Origin of the sequence: Kribbella sp. DT2 (assembly GCF_049844575.1) — a bacterium.
In the GTDB taxonomy this organism is placed as follows: Bacteria; Actinomycetota; Actinomycetes; order Propionibacteriales; family Kribbellaceae; genus Kribbella.
The window spans coordinates 96,396-112,338 of record NZ_JBNCLH010000005.1 but is presented as its reverse complement, the minus strand read 5'-3'; the positions used below and the strand labels follow the sequence as shown (position 1 = coordinate 112,338).

The following is a 15,943-nucleotide window of genomic DNA, read 5'->3' as shown; positions in this document are numbered from 1 at the left end:
GTAGCGTGCCCAGAACGGCACCAGGAGGGGGTCAACAGATGACCGACGTGAGCGAGCTCGTCGTCAACCGCGCGGACGGGCGCGACGACGGCGAGGACTGGACCGAGAACTACACGGAGCTGCCCGGCGGCGCCGGCGTCTCGATCATCCTCGAGGCGACCACGCAGGAAGGCGTCGGCCCGCGGCTGCACAAGCACCCGTACGCCGAGACCTTCATCGTCCGGCGCGGGTCGGCGACGTTCACCGTCGGCACCACCGAGGTGGTCGGGCGGGCCGGGCAGATCCTGGTGGTGCCGGCGGACACGCCGCACAAGTTCCGGACCGGGCCGGGTGGTTACGAGGCCGTTCACATCCATGCGAACTCGACGTTCGAGACGGAGTGGCTGGAGTAGTTTCCCGTACGGCGGGCAGGCGGCCGCCAGGCGAATTCTTGTCAGAGTCCGGTGAGAAGCGTTGATCGGCGGCGATCGGCGCGCATCAATGGAGTCGTGAGCAACTACCGGGCCCGGGTGACGACCGCGGCCGTCACCGGACCGCTGGTCGTCTGCGCGGCCCTGATCCCCTTCCGGGACGGGTTCGCCAACGCGAACGCCGCGCTGCTGCTCGTTCTCGTCGCCGTCGCCGTCGCGACCGCCGGGCTCCGGTCGGCGGGGATCGTCGCCGCGCTGTCGAGCGCGGTCTGGTTCGACCTGTTCCTGGCGCCGCCGTACTTCCGGCTGACGATCGACCGGCGCGACGACTTGGAGATGACCGTCCTGCTGGTGCTGATCGGTGCCGCGGTCACCCAGCTCGCGATCTGGGGCCGTCGGCAACAAGCCCGGGCGAGCCGCCAGAAGGGCTACCTGGACGGCGTCCTGACGACCTCGGTCGCGGTCGCGGCCGGATCGTCGACGGCCGAGCTGATCGACCAGGTCCGCGCGCAGCTGATCGCCGTACTGCGGATCGACGGCTGCCGGTTCGTCCCCGGCTCGACGACCGCGCGCGGCCCGCTGCTCAGCCACGACGGCACGGTCACCCGCGGCTCGCACGAGCTGAAGGTCGAGCGCGACGGCCTGCCGACGAACGCCGAGATCGAGCTACCGGTCCAGTACGCCGGGCGCACGCGCGGACGGTTCCTGCTCACCGCGGCGACCCGGATCACCCGCCCCGACCTCGAGCAACGCCTGGTCGCGGTCGCGCTGGCCGCCCAGGTCGGCGCCGCGCTCGCCTCCCCGGCCGAGCTGGAGCAGCCCAGCGGCTGACCCCCGAACTGGCCTGCGGGAAGCGTCTCTCCTGGGTGGCCGCGGAAGCCGGCGTCGTACTCGCCCCTACGCGTACGACGCCGCGCCGCGTCCCGCCGGGGTGGAGCCGGGCTGGCGCCGGCGGCCTTCGTACGCGATCATCCGCTGGTGAACGAGCAGGAGATGTACGTGCGGGTCGGGCAGCTGGCGACCCGGGTGGGGTATCCGATGCCGGCGATCGAGCGGACCACCGATCCCAAGGTTCCGGCGGTCCGGCTCAAGCAAGGGGCGGTTGGGCCGACGATGGTGCTGAGGTGCCACACGGAGGAGTTGCCGGGGCAGGTGTTCGACTTCCTGGTGACCCAGGACCTCGTCCAGGCGCGAAAAGGAGTGCTCCGGCGGCACTGGTGGGGGGCCTACGTGATCCCCCTCGGCCTCGGGCTGGCCGTCGGAACCGTCACGGACTGGCCGGCCTGGTTGGGCTTCGCCTTGGTGATCCTGGTCTGCACCCCGGTAATCGGTGCCGTCGAGAGCGTCCGGCGGCGGGCGTACCTGCGGACGACCGATCGGCTGGTGGTGGACGTCCTGGGCGCCGACGAGGTGAGCAGCGCGCTGACCTGGCTGGCGGAGTGTCAGGCGTGGCCGAAGAACCTTCGCTGGCTCTGGTACGGCGCGCTGCCGTCGCCCGCCGACCGGTTGCGGAAGCTGGGAGTGCGGACGGCCTAACCGGTTGGGGTTTGCAACCGCATCTGGGGCTGGGGTTTCGGTTGGGGAACACTGGGTTGTTCCTCAGCAGTTGTTAAGGGTGGGACCGTACTATTCCGGTACGACCCACAGTGGGTACATCAGGAGGATGACATGCAGAGCAGTAACCCGGTTCTGAACCGGTCGAGTGCGTTCGCGCCTGGCCAGGGCCAGGCCTACCCCGGGGCCGCTCCGTACGGTCAGCCGGGTCCCTACGGCCAGCAGCCTGGCCAGGGGTACGGCGGGCCGGGTATGCCGCCGCAGCAGGAGTACCAGACCGCCGGCAGCCGGCCGATGACGCTGGACGACGTGATCGTCAAGACCGCGATCACGCTCGGTGTGGTCGTGGCCGCCGCCGCGGTGGCGTGGACCGCGATCCCCACGAGCCTGGTCACCCCGGCCTTCCTGGCCGGTGCGCTGGTCGGGTTCGCGCTGGCGATGGTGCTGTCGTTCTCGCGCAAGATCAACCCGGTGCTGGTGATGCTGTACGCCGCCGCCGAGGGCGTGTTCCTGGGCATCGGCAGCAAGTTCATCGCCAACTGGGTCGGTGACCCCGGCATCGTCGTCCAGGCCATCCTGGCCACGATGGTCACCGCCGGACTGACGCTGGCGACGTACAAGTACTTCAACATCAAGGTCACCGCGCGGTTCACCCGGATGGTCATGGTCGCGACCATGGGCTTCGCGGGCGTGCTGCTGATCAACCTCGTGCTGAGCCTGTTCGGGATCGGCACCGGGATCTCGGGCATGGGCCCGATGGGCCTGCTGTTCGCCGCGATCGGCGCCGGCCTGGCCGTGTTCAACCTGATCCTGGACTTCGACATGATCGAGCAGGGCGTGCGGCACGGCGCCCCGCAGAACGAGGCCTGGCGGGCCGCGTTCGGCCTGACCGTCACCCTGGTCTGGCTGTACTGGAACCTGCTGCGCATCCTCGCGATCCTGCGTGGTGGCGACTAGCACCAGCTCAGCCCGCTCGGGCTGAGTGACTGACTACAGAAGGGCCGACCCTCAGGTGGGGGTCGGCCCTTCTGGTGTTCCCGGACCGCCGGTGCGGCGGTCGGACTGCCCGTAGGACGACCAGGCGGACGATCACGCTCGACCTCGACCCTGAAGGGCAACGACTTCTGCGCCTCCAGCAGTCACAATCGAGGTATGACGAGTCGAGACGAGATCGTTCGTCGGTACGAGGCCTACCTGGACGCCTGCAACCGGCGGAACTGGAACGAGTTGGGGTCGTTCGTGGCGGACCAGGTACTGGTCAACGGGGTCGACCGGTCGCGCGCCGAGTACGTCGCCGACGTACGGCGGACGACGATGATCTTTCCCGACTTCCGGTGGGAGCTGCGCCGGGCGGTCCACGAAGGGGAGTGGCTGGCGGTCCACCTGTACGACACCGGGACGCGGCACTGGGAGTTCCTCGGGGCCGACGGCGACGGTTCGCGGGTGGAGACCGACGAGTTCGACCTGTACCGGATCGTCGACGGTCTCATCGTCGAGGTCGAGGGCACCGCCGACAACGCCCGGCTCCGGGCCTGAGCGGGCCGGCCCCGGACGCGCGACGGGCCTGCCCCTCCACCTGAAAGGGCAGGCCCGCGGCGAAAACGGCTCCTGTTCGGCTCGTCAGCCCATCCGCCGGTGCGCTTTGACCAGGTCGTACTCGTGAACGATGGCTGTGGCGTGCCCGTGCGCGAGGGCGTACTCGCTGGAAAGCCATCTCACCCTGTCGTCGAAGCGTGAGAACGACGGTCCGTCGTTCATCAGGCCGAACCACTCGGTCATCTCGCGTCCGGTGCACTGGGGCACCTTCTCCACCAGACGTTTGTGGGTCTCCTCGGAGTGGTTCAGGCCCATCTTCGCCTCCCGTCGTCGGGGTCGTGCGTGTTATCGACTGTGCATCACCAAGCCTGCGCAGGCAAGAGTTTCTTGATGAATGTCGCCGCTCAGCGGACACACGATCGCGCGACAGCCCTTCCAGGCGGTCCGATCCGGGCTTTCGGCCTCCAGGGCGCCGAGCTCAGGAAGGCGAACCGGCCATCGACTTGCCGGCCTCCGGGCCGAGCTCCTCGGTGCCGTCCTCGTCGACGCGTTCGATGTCGGCCTTCGGGTGCCGGCGCCGGTGCCGGAGCTGGGCCCAACGACCTCGAGGACCCCGCTCGCGTCCGGCGACCTCGGTCGCGGCGACCTCCGTACCGGCCCGCCGCACAGCCTGTACGGCGGCCTCCGCGATCGGCAGCACGGCCTCGCCGCGGAACGGCTCGGGGTGGATGAACGACTCGGTCCCGATCCCCATCGAGGCGGCGACCGACGGCAGCAGCGCGGCCGCGGCCGCGGCGTACCCGGTGACGGACGGGTGGAAGCGGTCCGGCCCGAACATCCGCGGGTCGGTCCGGAAGACCTCGCTCAGCAGCGACCCGATCGACACCGAGCGCCCGCCGGCCTCGACGACGGCGATCGTCTGCGCGGCCGCGAGCCGGTGGCTCCAGGAGCGGGCGACCTGCCGCAGCGGCGGCATGATCGGCCGGACCACGCCGAGATCCGGGCAGGTGCCGACGACCACCTCGCAGTTGGCCGCGCGCAGCCGCCGGACGGCGTGGTCGAGCAGCCGGACCGAGACCGACGGCGGCATCTGGGCCTTCACGTCGTTGGCGCCGATCAGGATCGCGGCCACGTGCGGTCCGGACAGCAGCGCGGTGTCGATCTGCGGCGCGAGGTCGGTGGACTTCGCCCCGACCTTCGACACGTCGACGAGCCGGACCGGACGCTTGGCCAGCTCGGCGAGACCGCACGCCAGCAGGACGCCGGGGGTCTCGTCGGGTGACGACGTTCCGTATCCGGCCGCGCTGGAGTCCCCGATCATCGCGAGCGTGATCGGACGACCTGCCTGCGCCAATAGTTCACGGCGGCCGTACAGGCCGTCGCCCTTGGCCGGGTGAGCCTTCATCGGGCCGATCACGTGCTTGGCGTACCGCGCTTCCGCGGTCAGCACGCCGTACAGCGTCGCCCCGATCAGTCCTAGTCCCCCACCACCGAAGGCTGCGGCCTGGGCCAGTCGCTTGGCGGCCCGGGCTGTACTCATGAGTCAAGGATTACACGCTGTGATGCCGAAGCAAGTGAAATAGGGCGAAACACACCGTGTCCCATACAGTGAGATCCGTGCGCTACGCGAACTCACTCCTGGACCTGGTCGGCAACACCCCGCTGGTACGCCTGACGAAGACGACCGACGGCGCCAAGCCGCTCGTGCTCGCCAAGGTCGAGTACTTCAACCCCGGCGGCTCGGTGAAGGACCGGATCGCGGTCCGGATGATCGAGGCCGCGGAGGCCTCCGGCGAGCTCAAGCCCGGCGGCACGATCGTCGAGCCGACCTCGGGCAACACCGGGGTCGGGCTGGCGATGGTGGCCCAGCAGAAGGGCTACCAGTGCGTCTTCGTCTGCCCGGACAAGGTCAGCGAGGACAAGCGCAACGTGCTCAAGGCGTACGGCGCCGAGGTCGTGGTCTGCCCGACCGCCGTCGCGCCGGAGCACCCGGACTCGTACTACAACGTCTCCGACCGGCTGGTCCGTGAGATCGAGGGCGCCTGGAAGCCGAACCAGTACGCGAACGTCAACAACCCGATCTCGCACTACGAGTCCACCGGCCCCGAGATCTGGGAGCAGACCGAGGGCAAGATCACGCACTTCGTCGCCGGCGTCGGCACGGGTGGCACGATCAGCGGCACCGGCAAGTACCTCAAGGAGGTCTCCGGCGGCAAGGTGCAGATCATCGGCGCGGACCCGGAGGGCTCGGTCTACTCCGGCGGCTCCGGCCGGCCGTACCTGGTCGAGGGCGTCGGTGAGGACTTCTGGCCGGAGACCTACGACAAGACGATCTGCGACCGGATCATCGAGGTCTCGGACGCGGACTCGTTCGCGGTCACCCGGCGGCTGGCCCGCGAGGAGGCGATGCTGGTCGGCGGTTCGGCCGGGATGGCAGCGGCCGCGGCGATCCGGCTGGCCCAGGAGCTCGACGACCCCGACGCGGTGATCGTGGTCCTGCTGCCGGACGGCGGCCGGGGCTACCTGACGAAGGTCTTCAACGACGACTGGCTGGCGCAGTACGGCTTCCTCGCGCACGCCCGGCAGGGCACGACGCTCGGTGAGGTGCTGGCCGGCAAGGACGGCAGCATGCCGCCGCTGGTGCACACCCACCCGCACGAGACGATCGCCGAAGCGATCGAGATCCTGCGCGAGTACGGCGTCTCGCAGATGCCCGTCGTCCGGGCCGAGCCGCCGGTGATGGCGGCCGAGGTGGCCGGCGCGGTCTCGGAGCGCACCCTGATGGACGCGCTCTACAGCGGGAAGGCCCGGCTGGCCGACATCGTCGAGCTGCACATGGATCCCGCGCTGCCGTCGCTGGGCGCCGGCGAGGAGGTCGCGAAGGCGGTCGCCCTGCTGGAGGGCCGCGACGCCTTGATGGTGCTGGACGACGGCAAGCCCGTCGGCGTCCTGACCCGGCAGGATCTGCTGAGCCACATCGCGGTCGTCTGAAGGTCTGAGGGTCTGAGAGGTCGGGTCCTAGCGGTCGACGACCGTGGGGACGATGGCGATCAGGGCGGTGATCACGACACCGCCGACGATGACAACTGCGCTGATGATCTGAAGAAGGTCCATGCCAATAATGGTGCTCGTCGGCGTCGGCCGGAACATCGGTCCAAGGGCCCGTCCTCGGCTCATCCCTTGGTCGTACGACGCACCCTGAGCGCTACGACCAAGGGAGTCCGGGTCATCCCCGGGTCAGCACGAAGTCCGACGGGTTCAGCCGCCGGGTCCGGCGCCAGTACCCGACGGTGAACTCGGGCCAGATCGTCGAGTTGCGGCCCTGGTCGTCCAGGTACCAGCTGTTGCAGCCGGACTCCCAGACCGTGCTGTCCAGCCGCTGCTGGACGTCGTCGACGAACCGCTCCTGCACGTCCTCACGGACCTCGACCGCCGAGGCCCGGCCGAGCAGGCGCAGCGCCTGGACGACGTAACGGACCTGGGCCTCGATCATGAAGACCATCGAGGAGTGGCCGAGGCCGGTGTTCGGGCCGACCAGGAGGAAGAGGTTCGGGTAGCCGGCGACGGTGATGCCGAGGTGGGCGCCGATGCCCTGCTGCTTCCAGTGGTCGGCCAGGTCGACGCCGTCGCGGCCGAGGATCCGCATCCGGGTCAGGTTGCCGGAGACCTCGAAGCCGGTGCCGAGCACCAGTACGTCGGCCGGCCGTTCGGTGCCGTCGGCATCGATCACGCCGGTCTCGGTGACCCGGCTGATCGGGGTCGTGACGACGTCGACGGTGGGGCGGGTGAGCGCCGGGTAGTAGTCGTTGGAGAGCAGGATCCGCTTGCAGCCGATCTGGTAGTCCGGCGTCAGCTTGGCTCGGAGCACGGGGTCCTTCACCTGCTTGCGGAGCTGGCTCCGGGCCTGCAGTTCCAGGCCCTTCATCAGTTTGGGGTTGCCCGCGAAACCGAGGCCGCGCGCCTCCAGTCCCCAGAAGATGGCGTCGCGGATCACGCGCTGCCCGGCCGGGAAGCGTTCGTGCAGGGCCTGCTCGCGCGGGCCGATCGCACGGTCGGGCTTCGAGGTGATCCAGGGCGCGGTCCGCTGGTAGAGGTCCAGTTGCGCGACCTGCTCGGCGATCCTGGGCACGAACTGGATCGCGCTGGCGCCGGTGCCGACGACGGCGACCCGGCGGCCGGTCAGATCCTGGCTGTGGTCCCACTGGGCGGAGTGGAAGGCCGGGCCGGCGAACGAGTCGAGGCCGGGCAGGTCGGGGACCTTCGGCCGGTGCAGGCTGCCGACGCCGGCGACCAGCGCGCGGGTCTCGAGCGTCTCGTCGCCGTTGATCGTCACGGTCCAGCGGCTGGTGGACTCGTCGAAGACCGCTTCGGTCACCTCCGCGCCGTACCGGATCTTGTCTGCGACGCCGTACTTGGTGGCGCAGTGCTCGAGGTAGGCGAGGATCTCGTCCCAGGGCGCGAACATCCGCTGCCAGCGTGGGTTCTGCTCGAACGAGAACGAGTAGAGGTACGACGGGACGTCGCACGCGCAGCCGGGGTAGGTGTTGTCCCGCCAGGTGCCGCCGAGGCGCTCGGCCTGCTCGAGCACGACGAAGTCCTCGATCCCGGCCGCCCGCAGCTTGATCGCCATGCACAACCCGGCGAAACCCGACCCGACGACAACGACCTCGGTCTGACCCATGACCGGAAGGTTACCGGCGGGTTAGGCTTGGAGGTAAGGGTTGACTTGGTCCGATCCGGCGCTGGTTCGGCTCCGAAGTACGTCCCGGTGGCAGGACGGTGTGCTCACTCCTTGGAGTGTGAACGGATTCACTGTCCCTGCGACCCGTTACTCGTTAGGTTAAAGAACAACCGTTCTTTATTCTGGTGATCCTGCCCAACTGTCTCGTGAGGAGGCGGACGTGAACGCTGCGACGACCCACGGCGGGCCGGTCGGATGAGCGGACGCGACAAGCTGGACGACCGGCTGACCGAGCACGTCGACCGCCTCGGCGACGAGCACCCGCCGATCGACCTGGACAGTGTCGACTACTCGATGGAGCAGCCGGGCGTGATCGCGCGCCGGTTCGGTCCGGTGCTGAGCTACATGGCGCGCGTCGAGCTCGAGGTCGAGCGCAACGTGCTCGAGCTGGCCGCGCTGCTGCCCAACCCGCCCGAGGTGGACCGGCACTTCTACGCCGACGTCTGGATGCCGCAGGAGACCCGCCACGGCGAGATCCTCGACAAGCTGCAGGCGATCATCGGGCTCGACCCGCTGAAGGCCGACCTGACCCAGGTGTCGATCCGGCTGCGGCTGCTCGGCGCGCTCGGCCGGTTCGGGCCGGTCCAGGACGTCAGCCGGATGCTCTACTACCTGACCGGTATGGCGACCGAGCGGTCCGCCGTGCTCGCCTACGGGCAGCTGCACAGCGGCTTGCGGGAGATGGACGAGCGGGCGATCGCGGAGACCGTGATCGCGCCGATCCGTAGGCAGGAGCCCGGGCACTTCGCCTTCTACCAGATGTCGTCCCGCGGGCTGTGGGGACAGCTCGGTGGGTGGCAGAAGTGGCTGGTCCGGTCGCTGCGGCGGTTGACGTTCACGCCGGTCGGGGTCGACCACAAGTGGCAGCGCGCCGACTTCGGTCGCGTGATGGAGGCGCTCGGGATGTCCACGCAGGACTCCGACGTCGTGCACCACGCGCAGCAGATCGCCCGCGTCGAGCACGAGCTGCTCTGGGCGAGCCGCAAGGGCCTGCGCGTCCCGACGTACGTCGTCGACGCGCTGCGCCTGGCGGTCGAAGCGGCGAAGGCCGAGGCGGACGCGGTCGCGCGGAAGCTCCCGAGGCCGAGGCTGAGCCCGGAAGCGTGACAGCGTCCGAAGAATCGTGATGCGTCCGAAGAAGCGAGCGCTATAGCCTCGGGTTCTTCGGACGCATGCGCTTTCTTCGGACGCTAGCGGAGGCGGTGGAGGATCTCGCCGGCGTTGGGGATGACCAGGGTTTCGGGGTCGTTCTCGTACGCGGCGAGGTCGAAGTCGGCCGGGGCCAGGTGGTTGAGGTTGGCCCGGCGTACGACGTCCTCCGGGATTCCGGTCGACAGCGTGACCTCGACGCGGAGGTGCTCGCCCGTCGCCGGGTCCCAGGTGCCGGCGCCGCGCAGGTGGGTGGAGTGCGCGAGCACGCCCCAGTGCAGGTCGCGAAACTTCTCCCACTGGCCGACGAAGTAGTCACGGCAGTGGTACCCGATCTGCTCGATCTCCGGGTGCATCGCCGCGAGCTGCTGGACGTGCGGCGCGTACAGGATCACCTCACCGCCGTCCGCGACGACCGGCTCGACCTTGTAGAAGCCCTTCGCCGCCGTCCAGATGTCCTGGTAGCGCGACGGCATCAGCGAGACGATCCGGCGTACGGGGTGGTCGAGGTAGCGGACGTGGGTCTGCGCGGAGATCTCCGCCGCGGCCCGCCAGGACGACTGGGTGTCGCCGAACGCGACGGCGTGCAGGTTGTGCGTGCCCGACTCGACGACGAGTGACAGCGCGAGCTTCTCGGCCGGGATCAGCGCCGCGGCCTCGTCGATCAGCGCGCGGACCGGCGTCGTGCCCGTCGTACCGATGATGCTCGCGCTGGTGATCAGCGCGCCGAGCCAGTGCGACAGGTCGATCACTTCCTGGCCCGCGACGCCGGGGAAGAAGTACTTGTTGCCGCCGGAGAAGCCGACCACCTCGTGCGGGAAGACCGGGCCGACGACCAGGGCGACGTCGTGCTCGACGACGGCCCGGTTGAGCTTGACGCTGACCTCCTGGTGCAGCCGGCCGTCCGAGATCTCGCCGATCCGGTCGGCGCCGATCGTGCCGAGGTCGGCGAAGGTTTCGGGCTTCCACCACTCGTGGTTCAGTACGTCGTACTCGCCGCCGAGATGCTCGCGCAGCGCCTCCGGCGACATCTCCGCATGGGTGCCTAGGGCAACGAGCACGGTGAGCTTGCCGACCCGCCCGTCGAGTGCTTGGTGGACGGCCTTCATCAGCAACGGCAGCGGACAGCTGCGGGTCGCGTCCGGCACGATCACGCAGACGCTGCGCCCCTCCAGCCCGGCCGAGGCGAGCGAGTCCTGGACGAAGGCGGTGACCTCGTCCTCGGTGAGGGTCCGGTTGGCGTCGCCGATCACAGCAGAGTCGCGCATTCACCCACTCTAGTCGGCAAGCGATTGCCGCCTCTGGGGAGCCGACTTTGAGCACCGCTCAGTCATCAGATCGCGCTGAGAACGGCTGGCCGGTGCTCAAAGTTGAGATTGAGGGAGGGGGAGGGGGATCAGGTGGGCCAGGCGGTGAGGGCGAGGTCGGCGACGGCTTCGAGGTCGGCGCGGGTGGCGCCGTCGCGGGACTGCTGGGACATGCCCTGGAGCGTCGCGCCGCTGAACACCGCCAGGGCTCGGGCGTCCGTGGTCTTCGGCAGTACGCCGGCGTCGACGTCCGCCTGGATCCGTTCCTGGAGTGCCAGCACGTTGCCGGCCCGGATCGCACGCAGGGACTCGTGCACGTCGGCCGACGCCGGGGTCGTGTTCTGGGCGGCGCTGAACACCAGGCACCCGTGCGGATGGCCGGGCTCGGTGTAGGCCACGGCCGCCTCCCGGAGAATCCGCGCGATCGCGTCGCGGGCCGTCGACTCCTCCGCGAGCGCCCGGGCGGTGAACGCGCCGTACGTCGCCTGGTACCGCTCGAGGGCCAGCGCGAACAGCTTCCGCTTGTCCCCGAAGGCGGCGTACAGGCTCGGGGGGCCGATGCCGAGCGCGCTGGTGAGCTCTGCGACCGAGGTGGAGTCGTACCCCTGCTCCCAGAAGGCCAGCAGCGAGTGCTCCAGCGCCACGTCGCAGTCGAACGATCGTGGCCGTCCTCGGATCGCCATGCCCAGCATTCTATAACGCTCGCTAGCTATTGTGTTACGTTCATTCTGTAGCGATCACTAGAGAAAAGGGTGGGACATGAGCAGAACGGCGTTGGTGACCGGTGGCAGCCGCGGGATCGGGCGGTCGATCGCGCTCCGGCTGGCCCGCGACGGGGTGCGGGTCGCGGTGCACTACGGCGGGAACGAGGTCGCGGCGAAGCAGACCGTCGACGACATCCGGGCGGCCGGGGGAGACGCGTTCGCGCTCGGGGCCGACCTCGGGGCCGCCGGGGCGGTCGAGCGGCTCTGGAGCGAGTACGACGTGCACGCCGACGGGCTGGACATCCTGGTGAACAACGCGGGGACCGGGAAGCAGCAGTCGCTGGCCGAGGTGACGCCCGACTGGTTCGACCGGTTGTTCGCGGTGAACGCGAAGGCGCCGTTCTTCCTGGTCCAGCAAGGCCTGTCCCGGCTGCGCGACGGTGGCCGGATCGTCAACGTCGGCTCGGGTGTCACCCGGGTCGCCTTCCCACAGGACATCGTCTACGCGATGACCAAGGGCGCGCTGAACACGCTGACCCTGGCGCTGGCCAAGGAGCTCGGGCCGCGCGGGATCACCGTGAACACGGTGGCCCCGGGCATCGTCGAGACCGAGATGAACGGCTGGCTGGCCGATCCGGCGGCCGCGAGCGCGGCGGCGGCGTACTCGGCGTTCGGCCGGATCGGTCAGCCGGACGACATCGCGGACGTGGTCGCGTTCTTCGCGTCCGGCCAGGCGCGATGGATCACCGGTCAATGGATCGACGTCAGCGGCGGCTCCCTGCTGTGACCGGCTGAGAACCCAACGTAGCAAGGGTTTTCGAGGCGTTGACCAGGGGCGCGGGCGGGAGCAGCATCGGGCGTGTCACCTGGGGATCGGCGAGTTGGGGGGAGTTCCCATGTCCGACACGATGATCACGCGTCCGGTGGGGTTCGGGGGCCGCCTGCTGCGGTCGGGGGACCCGGACTACGAGCGGGCGCGGTCGGTGTTCAACGCGATGATCGACAAACGGCCGGCGATGATCGCGCAGTGCGAGTCGGCCGCCGACGTCGCGGCCGCCGTACGGTACGGCGTCGAGCAGGGGCTGGAGATCGCGGTCCGCGGCGGCGGGCACGGCGTGGCGGGAACGGGGGTCAGCGACGGTGGACTCGTCGTCGACCTGCGCCGGCTGAACACGGTCCAGGTCGACGCCGGCGCGCGGATCGCGCGGGTCGGTGGCGGGGCGACCTGGGGTGACCTCGACAGCATGTGCCAGCCGTACTGGCTCGGTACGACGGGCGGCCGGGTGTCGACCACCGGTGTCGCCGGGCTCACGCTCGGCGGCGGGTCCGGCTGGCTGGAACGCAAGTGGGGCCTGGCCTGCGACAGTCTGGTCTCGGTCGAGCTGATCACGGCCGACGGCGAACTCGTGATCGCCGACGAGACGCGCAACACCGAGCTGTTCTGGGCGCTGCACGGTGGGGGCGGGAACTTCGGCGCGGCGACAGCGCTGACCTTCCGGCTGCAGGTGCTGCCGGTGGTGACGCTGGCGATGCTGCTGTGGCCGGCGGAGGCCGGGCCGGACGTCGTACGGGCTTGGCGGGATCTGTACGAGGGTGGTGCGCCGGACGAGCTCGGGGGAGCGGCGTTGTACCTGACCGGCCCGCCGGAGGAGTTCGTGCCACTGCACCTGCAGGGCAAGCTGCTGGTCGGGGCCGCGGCGGTCTATCTCGGAGACGAGGCGGAGACGCGCGACGTCTTCCGGCCGATGTTCGACCTGGCACCGGAGGGCGTGATGGTGGCCGAGATGCCGTACGCCGCGTTGCAGTCGGCGCTCGACGACCCGCCGGGGTTCCGGAACTTCTGGTCGGGCGAGCACCTGAACGAGCTGCCCGATGCCGCGATCGCGGCGTTCTGCGGCCGGGCGGAGGAGATGGTGTCGCCCTCACCGTCGCAGCAGTTCATCGCGCCCTGGGGTGGAGCGGTCGTCCGCGAGGCCGATCGCTGGCCGCTCCCGCACCGAACGGCGCCGTGGGTCGTGCACCCGTTCGGGATGTGGCCGGACCCGGCGGACGACGCCCGCGGCATCGCATGGGCGCGGAACGTCTGCGCCGACGTCCGGGAGTGGTCGACCGGAGCGATCTACCTGAACTTCATCGGGGACGAGGGGCACGACCGGGTGGTCGCCGGGTACGGCGAGGAGAACTACCGGCGGCTGGCGGCGGTGAAGCGGGAGTACGACCCGGACAACGTGTTCCACCTGAACCAGAACATCAAGCCTGGTTAGGTTCTGCGGAACCACTGCACGGAGGTCGTGGCCGCGAACAGCCCGGCGGCCACGACGAGGATCCCGAACTGCGGGACGGGAAATCTCGGGATCACGCCGATCGCGGCGCAGACCAGCATGATCGCGGTGGCGACGGCGCCGCGGCGGCGCGACTGGGCTGGTGTGCTCGGGAGTGGGCCGACCGAGCGGTCCAGCGCGGCGGCCGCTGCGGCGAGGCCGACGACTCCGATCAGTACGGCGCTGATGATGCCGGGCGGGCCGCCGAAGACCAGGCCGACCACGATCAGGCAGAGCAGCGCGCCGGTACCGAGCGCGCCGACGACGAGGGCGCTGGTGACGTGCGCGAACTTGCGCTGACGGAGGTCGACGCCCTCGGCGGAGCGGACCACGGTGTCTGGTTGGAACAGGCTCTTGATCCAGAGGACCAGGCCGGCGATCACGGCGAGCGCGATCAGGACCGCGATCACGGTCAGGATCGCGGACCTGGCCGGGGAGATCAGCGCGTGGACCTGGCCGTCGCCGAAGTCGCAGACCGCCCGCGGCGGGAACCAGGAGTCGCGCACGGTCACGCCGGCGCTCGACGCGCGCCCGGCGATCAGCGCGCAGTCCTCGCTCGGCTCGAACCAGTTCGGCATCGCGGCGGTCACCACCACCGACCAGGCCATCGCCGCGGGCAGTCCGAGGGCCAGGAGCCAGTTTCGCGTGCGCATCGCCGGTCAGCCTCTCATGGTCTCGGCGCGGCTGGGCACTGGTGTCGTATGAAGCACGAGTGGTTCCTGACCACCGCCGAGCGCGGCAACCCGGCGACCGAGATCGACCGGGACGGCGCCTGGACCGAGGGCAACCTGGTCCAGCCGCTCGTGCACGGCGCGACGTACTTCGGACACCTGTACGACGAGCTGTGCCGGCTGGAGAAGGGCGACCAGGTCTACTTCACCGACTGGCGCGGCGACCACGACGAGGCGCTGACCGAGGACGGGACGACCGTCGGGGAGGTGCTCTGCGACCTCGCTCGCTCCGGCGTCGACGTTCGCGGGCTGCTCTGGCGGTCGCACTCGGACCACCTCAGCTTCAACGCGCAGCAGAACCAGCGCCTCGGCACGGAGCTCAACGAGGCCGGGGCGGAGGTCCTGCTCGACCAGCGCGTCCGGCGGTTGGCGTCGCACCACCAGAAGCTGTTCGTGATCCGGCACCGCGACGACCCTGCGGCCGACGTCGCGTTCGTCGGCGGGATCGACCTGTCGCACCAGCGGCGCGACGACGCGTCGCACCAGGGGGATCCGCAGCAGGCGCCGATGGATCCGCGGTACGGGGAGCGGACGCCGTGGCACGACATCGCGCTGGAGATCCGCGGGCCGGTGGTGGGGGACCTGCTGCGGTGCTTCGTCGAACGGTGGGACGATCCGCATCCGCTCGACCGGCGCACGCCGTACCGGCTGCTGGTGCAGCGGCTGTCGCGGATGCCGCGGCACACCTCGTCGTTGCCGGAGGCGTTTCCTGATCCGCCGCCGGCGGGGCGGAGCGCCGTACAGGTGCTGCGGACCTACGCGCACAAGCATCCTGGGTTTCCGTTCGCGCCGCGTGGTGAGTACAGCGTCGCTCGGGGCTACCTGAAGGCGCTCGGGCGGGCGCGGTCGCTGATCTACATCGAGGACCAGTACTTCTGGTCGCGGGACGTGGCGGCTGCGTTGCAGGAGGCACTGGACCGGTCGCCGTCGTTGCGGGTGATCGTGGTCGTGCCGCGGTTTCCTGATGCGGACGGGCGGTTCTCCGGGCCGCCGGCGCTCGACGGGCAACGGCGGGCCTTGGCGTTGCTGCACTCTCCGCGGGTTGCGGTCTACGACCTGGAGAACGCGTCAGGGGTGCCGATCTACGTGCACGCGAAGGTGTGCGTGATCGACGACGAGTGGTTCGCCTGCGGGTCGGACAACTTCAACCGGCGCTCGTGGACCAACGACAGCGAACTCACCTGCGCGGTCGTCGCGCCGGAGGTCGCGCGGTCGCTGCGCTCGGAGCTTTGGGCCGAGCATCTTGGCGAGTCCGCTCCGATGGATTCGGAGGAGGGCTTCGACGCTTGGCGTCGTACGGCGTCGGCGTTGGATGCTTGGCACTCTGGTGGTCGTGTCGGGCCTCGACCGGCCGGGCAGATTCGTTGCCATCGGCCCGCAAGTGTGAGCCGGTGGCAACAACTCTGGGCGCGGCCGGTCTTCGACCACGTCTACGACCCGGACGGCCGCCCGCTGGCAATGCGCCGCCGTGGGGAGTACTAGCAGACGAC

Annotated in this window: 16 protein-coding genes; 10 read left to right on the top strand and 6 right to left on the bottom strand. The window is 69.9% G+C overall.

The genetic code is table 11. The features are described from left to right. The first annotated feature begins 38 nt into the window (after nucleotides 1–38). The 5 genes from ACLQ2O_RS21955 to ACLQ2O_RS21935 all read left to right on the top strand — a co-directional run bounded on the left by ACLQ2O_RS21955 (nucleotide 39) and on the right by ACLQ2O_RS21935 (nucleotide 3,500). Nucleotides 39–392, top strand: coding sequence for a cupin domain-containing protein (locus ACLQ2O_RS21955; protein WP_425834259.1), 354 nt, complete (start codon nucleotides 39–41; stop codon nucleotides 390–392). 96 nt (nucleotides 393–488) lie between these two features. Further along, entirely contained in the window at nucleotides 489–1,241 is a 753-nt protein-coding gene (locus ACLQ2O_RS21950; protein ID WP_425834257.1) for a DUF4118 domain-containing protein, read from the top strand. A 147-nt stretch (nucleotides 1,242–1,388) separates the two neighbouring features. Beyond that, nucleotides 1,389–1,946 carry a hypothetical protein gene (locus ACLQ2O_RS21945; protein WP_425834255.1) on the top strand — a complete coding sequence of 186 codons (558 nt, stop codon included), beginning with the start codon at nucleotides 1,389–1,391 and terminating at the stop codon, nucleotides 1,944–1,946. A 132-nt stretch (nucleotides 1,947–2,078) separates the two neighbouring features. Next, a complete protein-coding gene (locus ACLQ2O_RS21940; RefSeq protein ID WP_425834253.1) occupies nucleotides 2,079–2,921 on the top strand; it encodes a Bax inhibitor-1/YccA family protein in 843 nt (280 codons plus the stop codon). A gap of 195 nt (nucleotides 2,922–3,116) precedes the next feature. After that, nucleotides 3,117–3,500, top strand: a complete 384-nt coding sequence (locus ACLQ2O_RS21935) for an ester cyclase (RefSeq protein WP_425834251.1) — start codon at nucleotides 3,117–3,119, stop codon at nucleotides 3,498–3,500. Nucleotides 3,501–3,584: 84 nt separating this feature from the next. On the opposite strand, the gene ACLQ2O_RS21930 is transcribed toward ACLQ2O_RS21935, so the two are convergent. Together ACLQ2O_RS21930 and ACLQ2O_RS21925 are read right to left on the bottom strand one after the other, a co-directional pair. Next, entirely contained in the window at nucleotides 3,585–3,815 is a 231-nt protein-coding gene (locus ACLQ2O_RS21930; protein ID WP_184797718.1) for a DUF4287 domain-containing protein, read from the bottom strand. A 163-nt stretch (nucleotides 3,816–3,978) separates the two neighbouring features. Further along, the gene (locus ACLQ2O_RS21925; RefSeq protein WP_425834248.1) at nucleotides 3,979–5,040 is read right to left on the bottom strand and encodes an SGNH/GDSL hydrolase family protein; all 1,062 of its coding nucleotides are present in this window, start codon (nucleotides 5,038–5,040) and stop codon (nucleotides 3,979–3,981) included. Nucleotides 5,041–5,117: 77 nt separating this feature from the next. On the opposite strand from ACLQ2O_RS21925, the gene ACLQ2O_RS21920 reads away from it, so the two are divergent. Next, nucleotides 5,118–6,491 carry a cystathionine beta-synthase gene (locus ACLQ2O_RS21920; RefSeq protein WP_425834246.1) on the top strand — a complete coding sequence of 458 codons (1,374 nt, stop codon included), beginning with the start codon at nucleotides 5,118–5,120 and terminating at the stop codon, nucleotides 6,489–6,491. A 235-nt stretch (nucleotides 6,492–6,726) separates the two neighbouring features. Here ACLQ2O_RS21920 and ACLQ2O_RS21915 read toward each other — a convergent pair whose 3' ends face one another. After that, nucleotides 6,727–8,181 (bottom strand): flavin-containing monooxygenase, encoded by a 1,455-nt coding sequence (locus ACLQ2O_RS21915; protein WP_425834244.1) that lies wholly within the window; start codon nucleotides 8,179–8,181, stop codon nucleotides 6,727–6,729. Nucleotides 8,182–8,436: 255 nt separating this feature from the next. Here ACLQ2O_RS21915 and ACLQ2O_RS21910 point away from each other — a divergent pair, with 255 nt between their 5' ends. Continuing rightward, nucleotides 8,437–9,348, top strand: coding sequence for a GTP-binding protein LepA (locus ACLQ2O_RS21910; RefSeq protein WP_425834242.1), 912 nt, complete (start codon nucleotides 8,437–8,439; stop codon nucleotides 9,346–9,348). An 83-nt stretch (nucleotides 9,349–9,431) separates the two neighbouring features. Here ACLQ2O_RS21910 and ACLQ2O_RS21905 read toward each other — a convergent pair whose 3' ends face one another. Both ACLQ2O_RS21905 and ACLQ2O_RS21900 read right to left on the bottom strand, forming a co-directional pair. Then, nucleotides 9,432–10,658: a lactate racemase domain-containing protein gene (locus ACLQ2O_RS21905; protein ID WP_425834240.1), complete on the bottom strand. Its 1,227-nt coding sequence runs from the start codon at nucleotides 10,656–10,658 to the stop codon at nucleotides 9,432–9,434. Between the two features lie 128 nt (nucleotides 10,659–10,786). After that, nucleotides 10,787–11,380 carry a TetR/AcrR family transcriptional regulator gene (locus ACLQ2O_RS21900; protein ID WP_425834238.1) on the bottom strand — a complete coding sequence of 198 codons (594 nt, stop codon included), beginning with the start codon at nucleotides 11,378–11,380 and terminating at the stop codon, nucleotides 10,787–10,789. A 76-nt stretch (nucleotides 11,381–11,456) separates the two neighbouring features. On the opposite strand from ACLQ2O_RS21900, the gene ACLQ2O_RS21895 reads away from it, so the two are divergent. Next, nucleotides 11,457–12,188, top strand: coding sequence for an SDR family oxidoreductase (locus ACLQ2O_RS21895; protein ID WP_425834236.1), 732 nt, complete (start codon nucleotides 11,457–11,459; stop codon nucleotides 12,186–12,188). 109 nt (nucleotides 12,189–12,297) lie between these two features. Continuing rightward, nucleotides 12,298–13,665, top strand: a complete 1,368-nt coding sequence (locus ACLQ2O_RS21890; RefSeq protein ID WP_425834234.1) for an FAD-binding oxidoreductase — start codon at nucleotides 12,298–12,300, stop codon at nucleotides 13,663–13,665. On the opposite strand, the gene ACLQ2O_RS21885 is transcribed toward ACLQ2O_RS21890, so the two are convergent. Continuing rightward, nucleotides 13,662–14,375 (bottom strand): hypothetical protein, encoded by a 714-nt coding sequence (locus ACLQ2O_RS21885; RefSeq protein WP_425834232.1) that lies wholly within the window; start codon nucleotides 14,373–14,375, stop codon nucleotides 13,662–13,664. The genes ACLQ2O_RS21890 and ACLQ2O_RS21885 overlap by 4 nt on opposite strands. A 48-nt stretch (nucleotides 14,376–14,423) precedes the next feature. On the opposite strand from ACLQ2O_RS21885, the gene ACLQ2O_RS21880 reads away from it, so the two are divergent. Beyond that, entirely contained in the window at nucleotides 14,424–15,935 is a 1,512-nt protein-coding gene (locus tag ACLQ2O_RS21880) for a phospholipase D-like domain-containing protein (protein WP_425834230.1), read from the top strand. The last annotated feature ends 8 nt before the right edge of the window (nucleotides 15,936–15,943 follow it).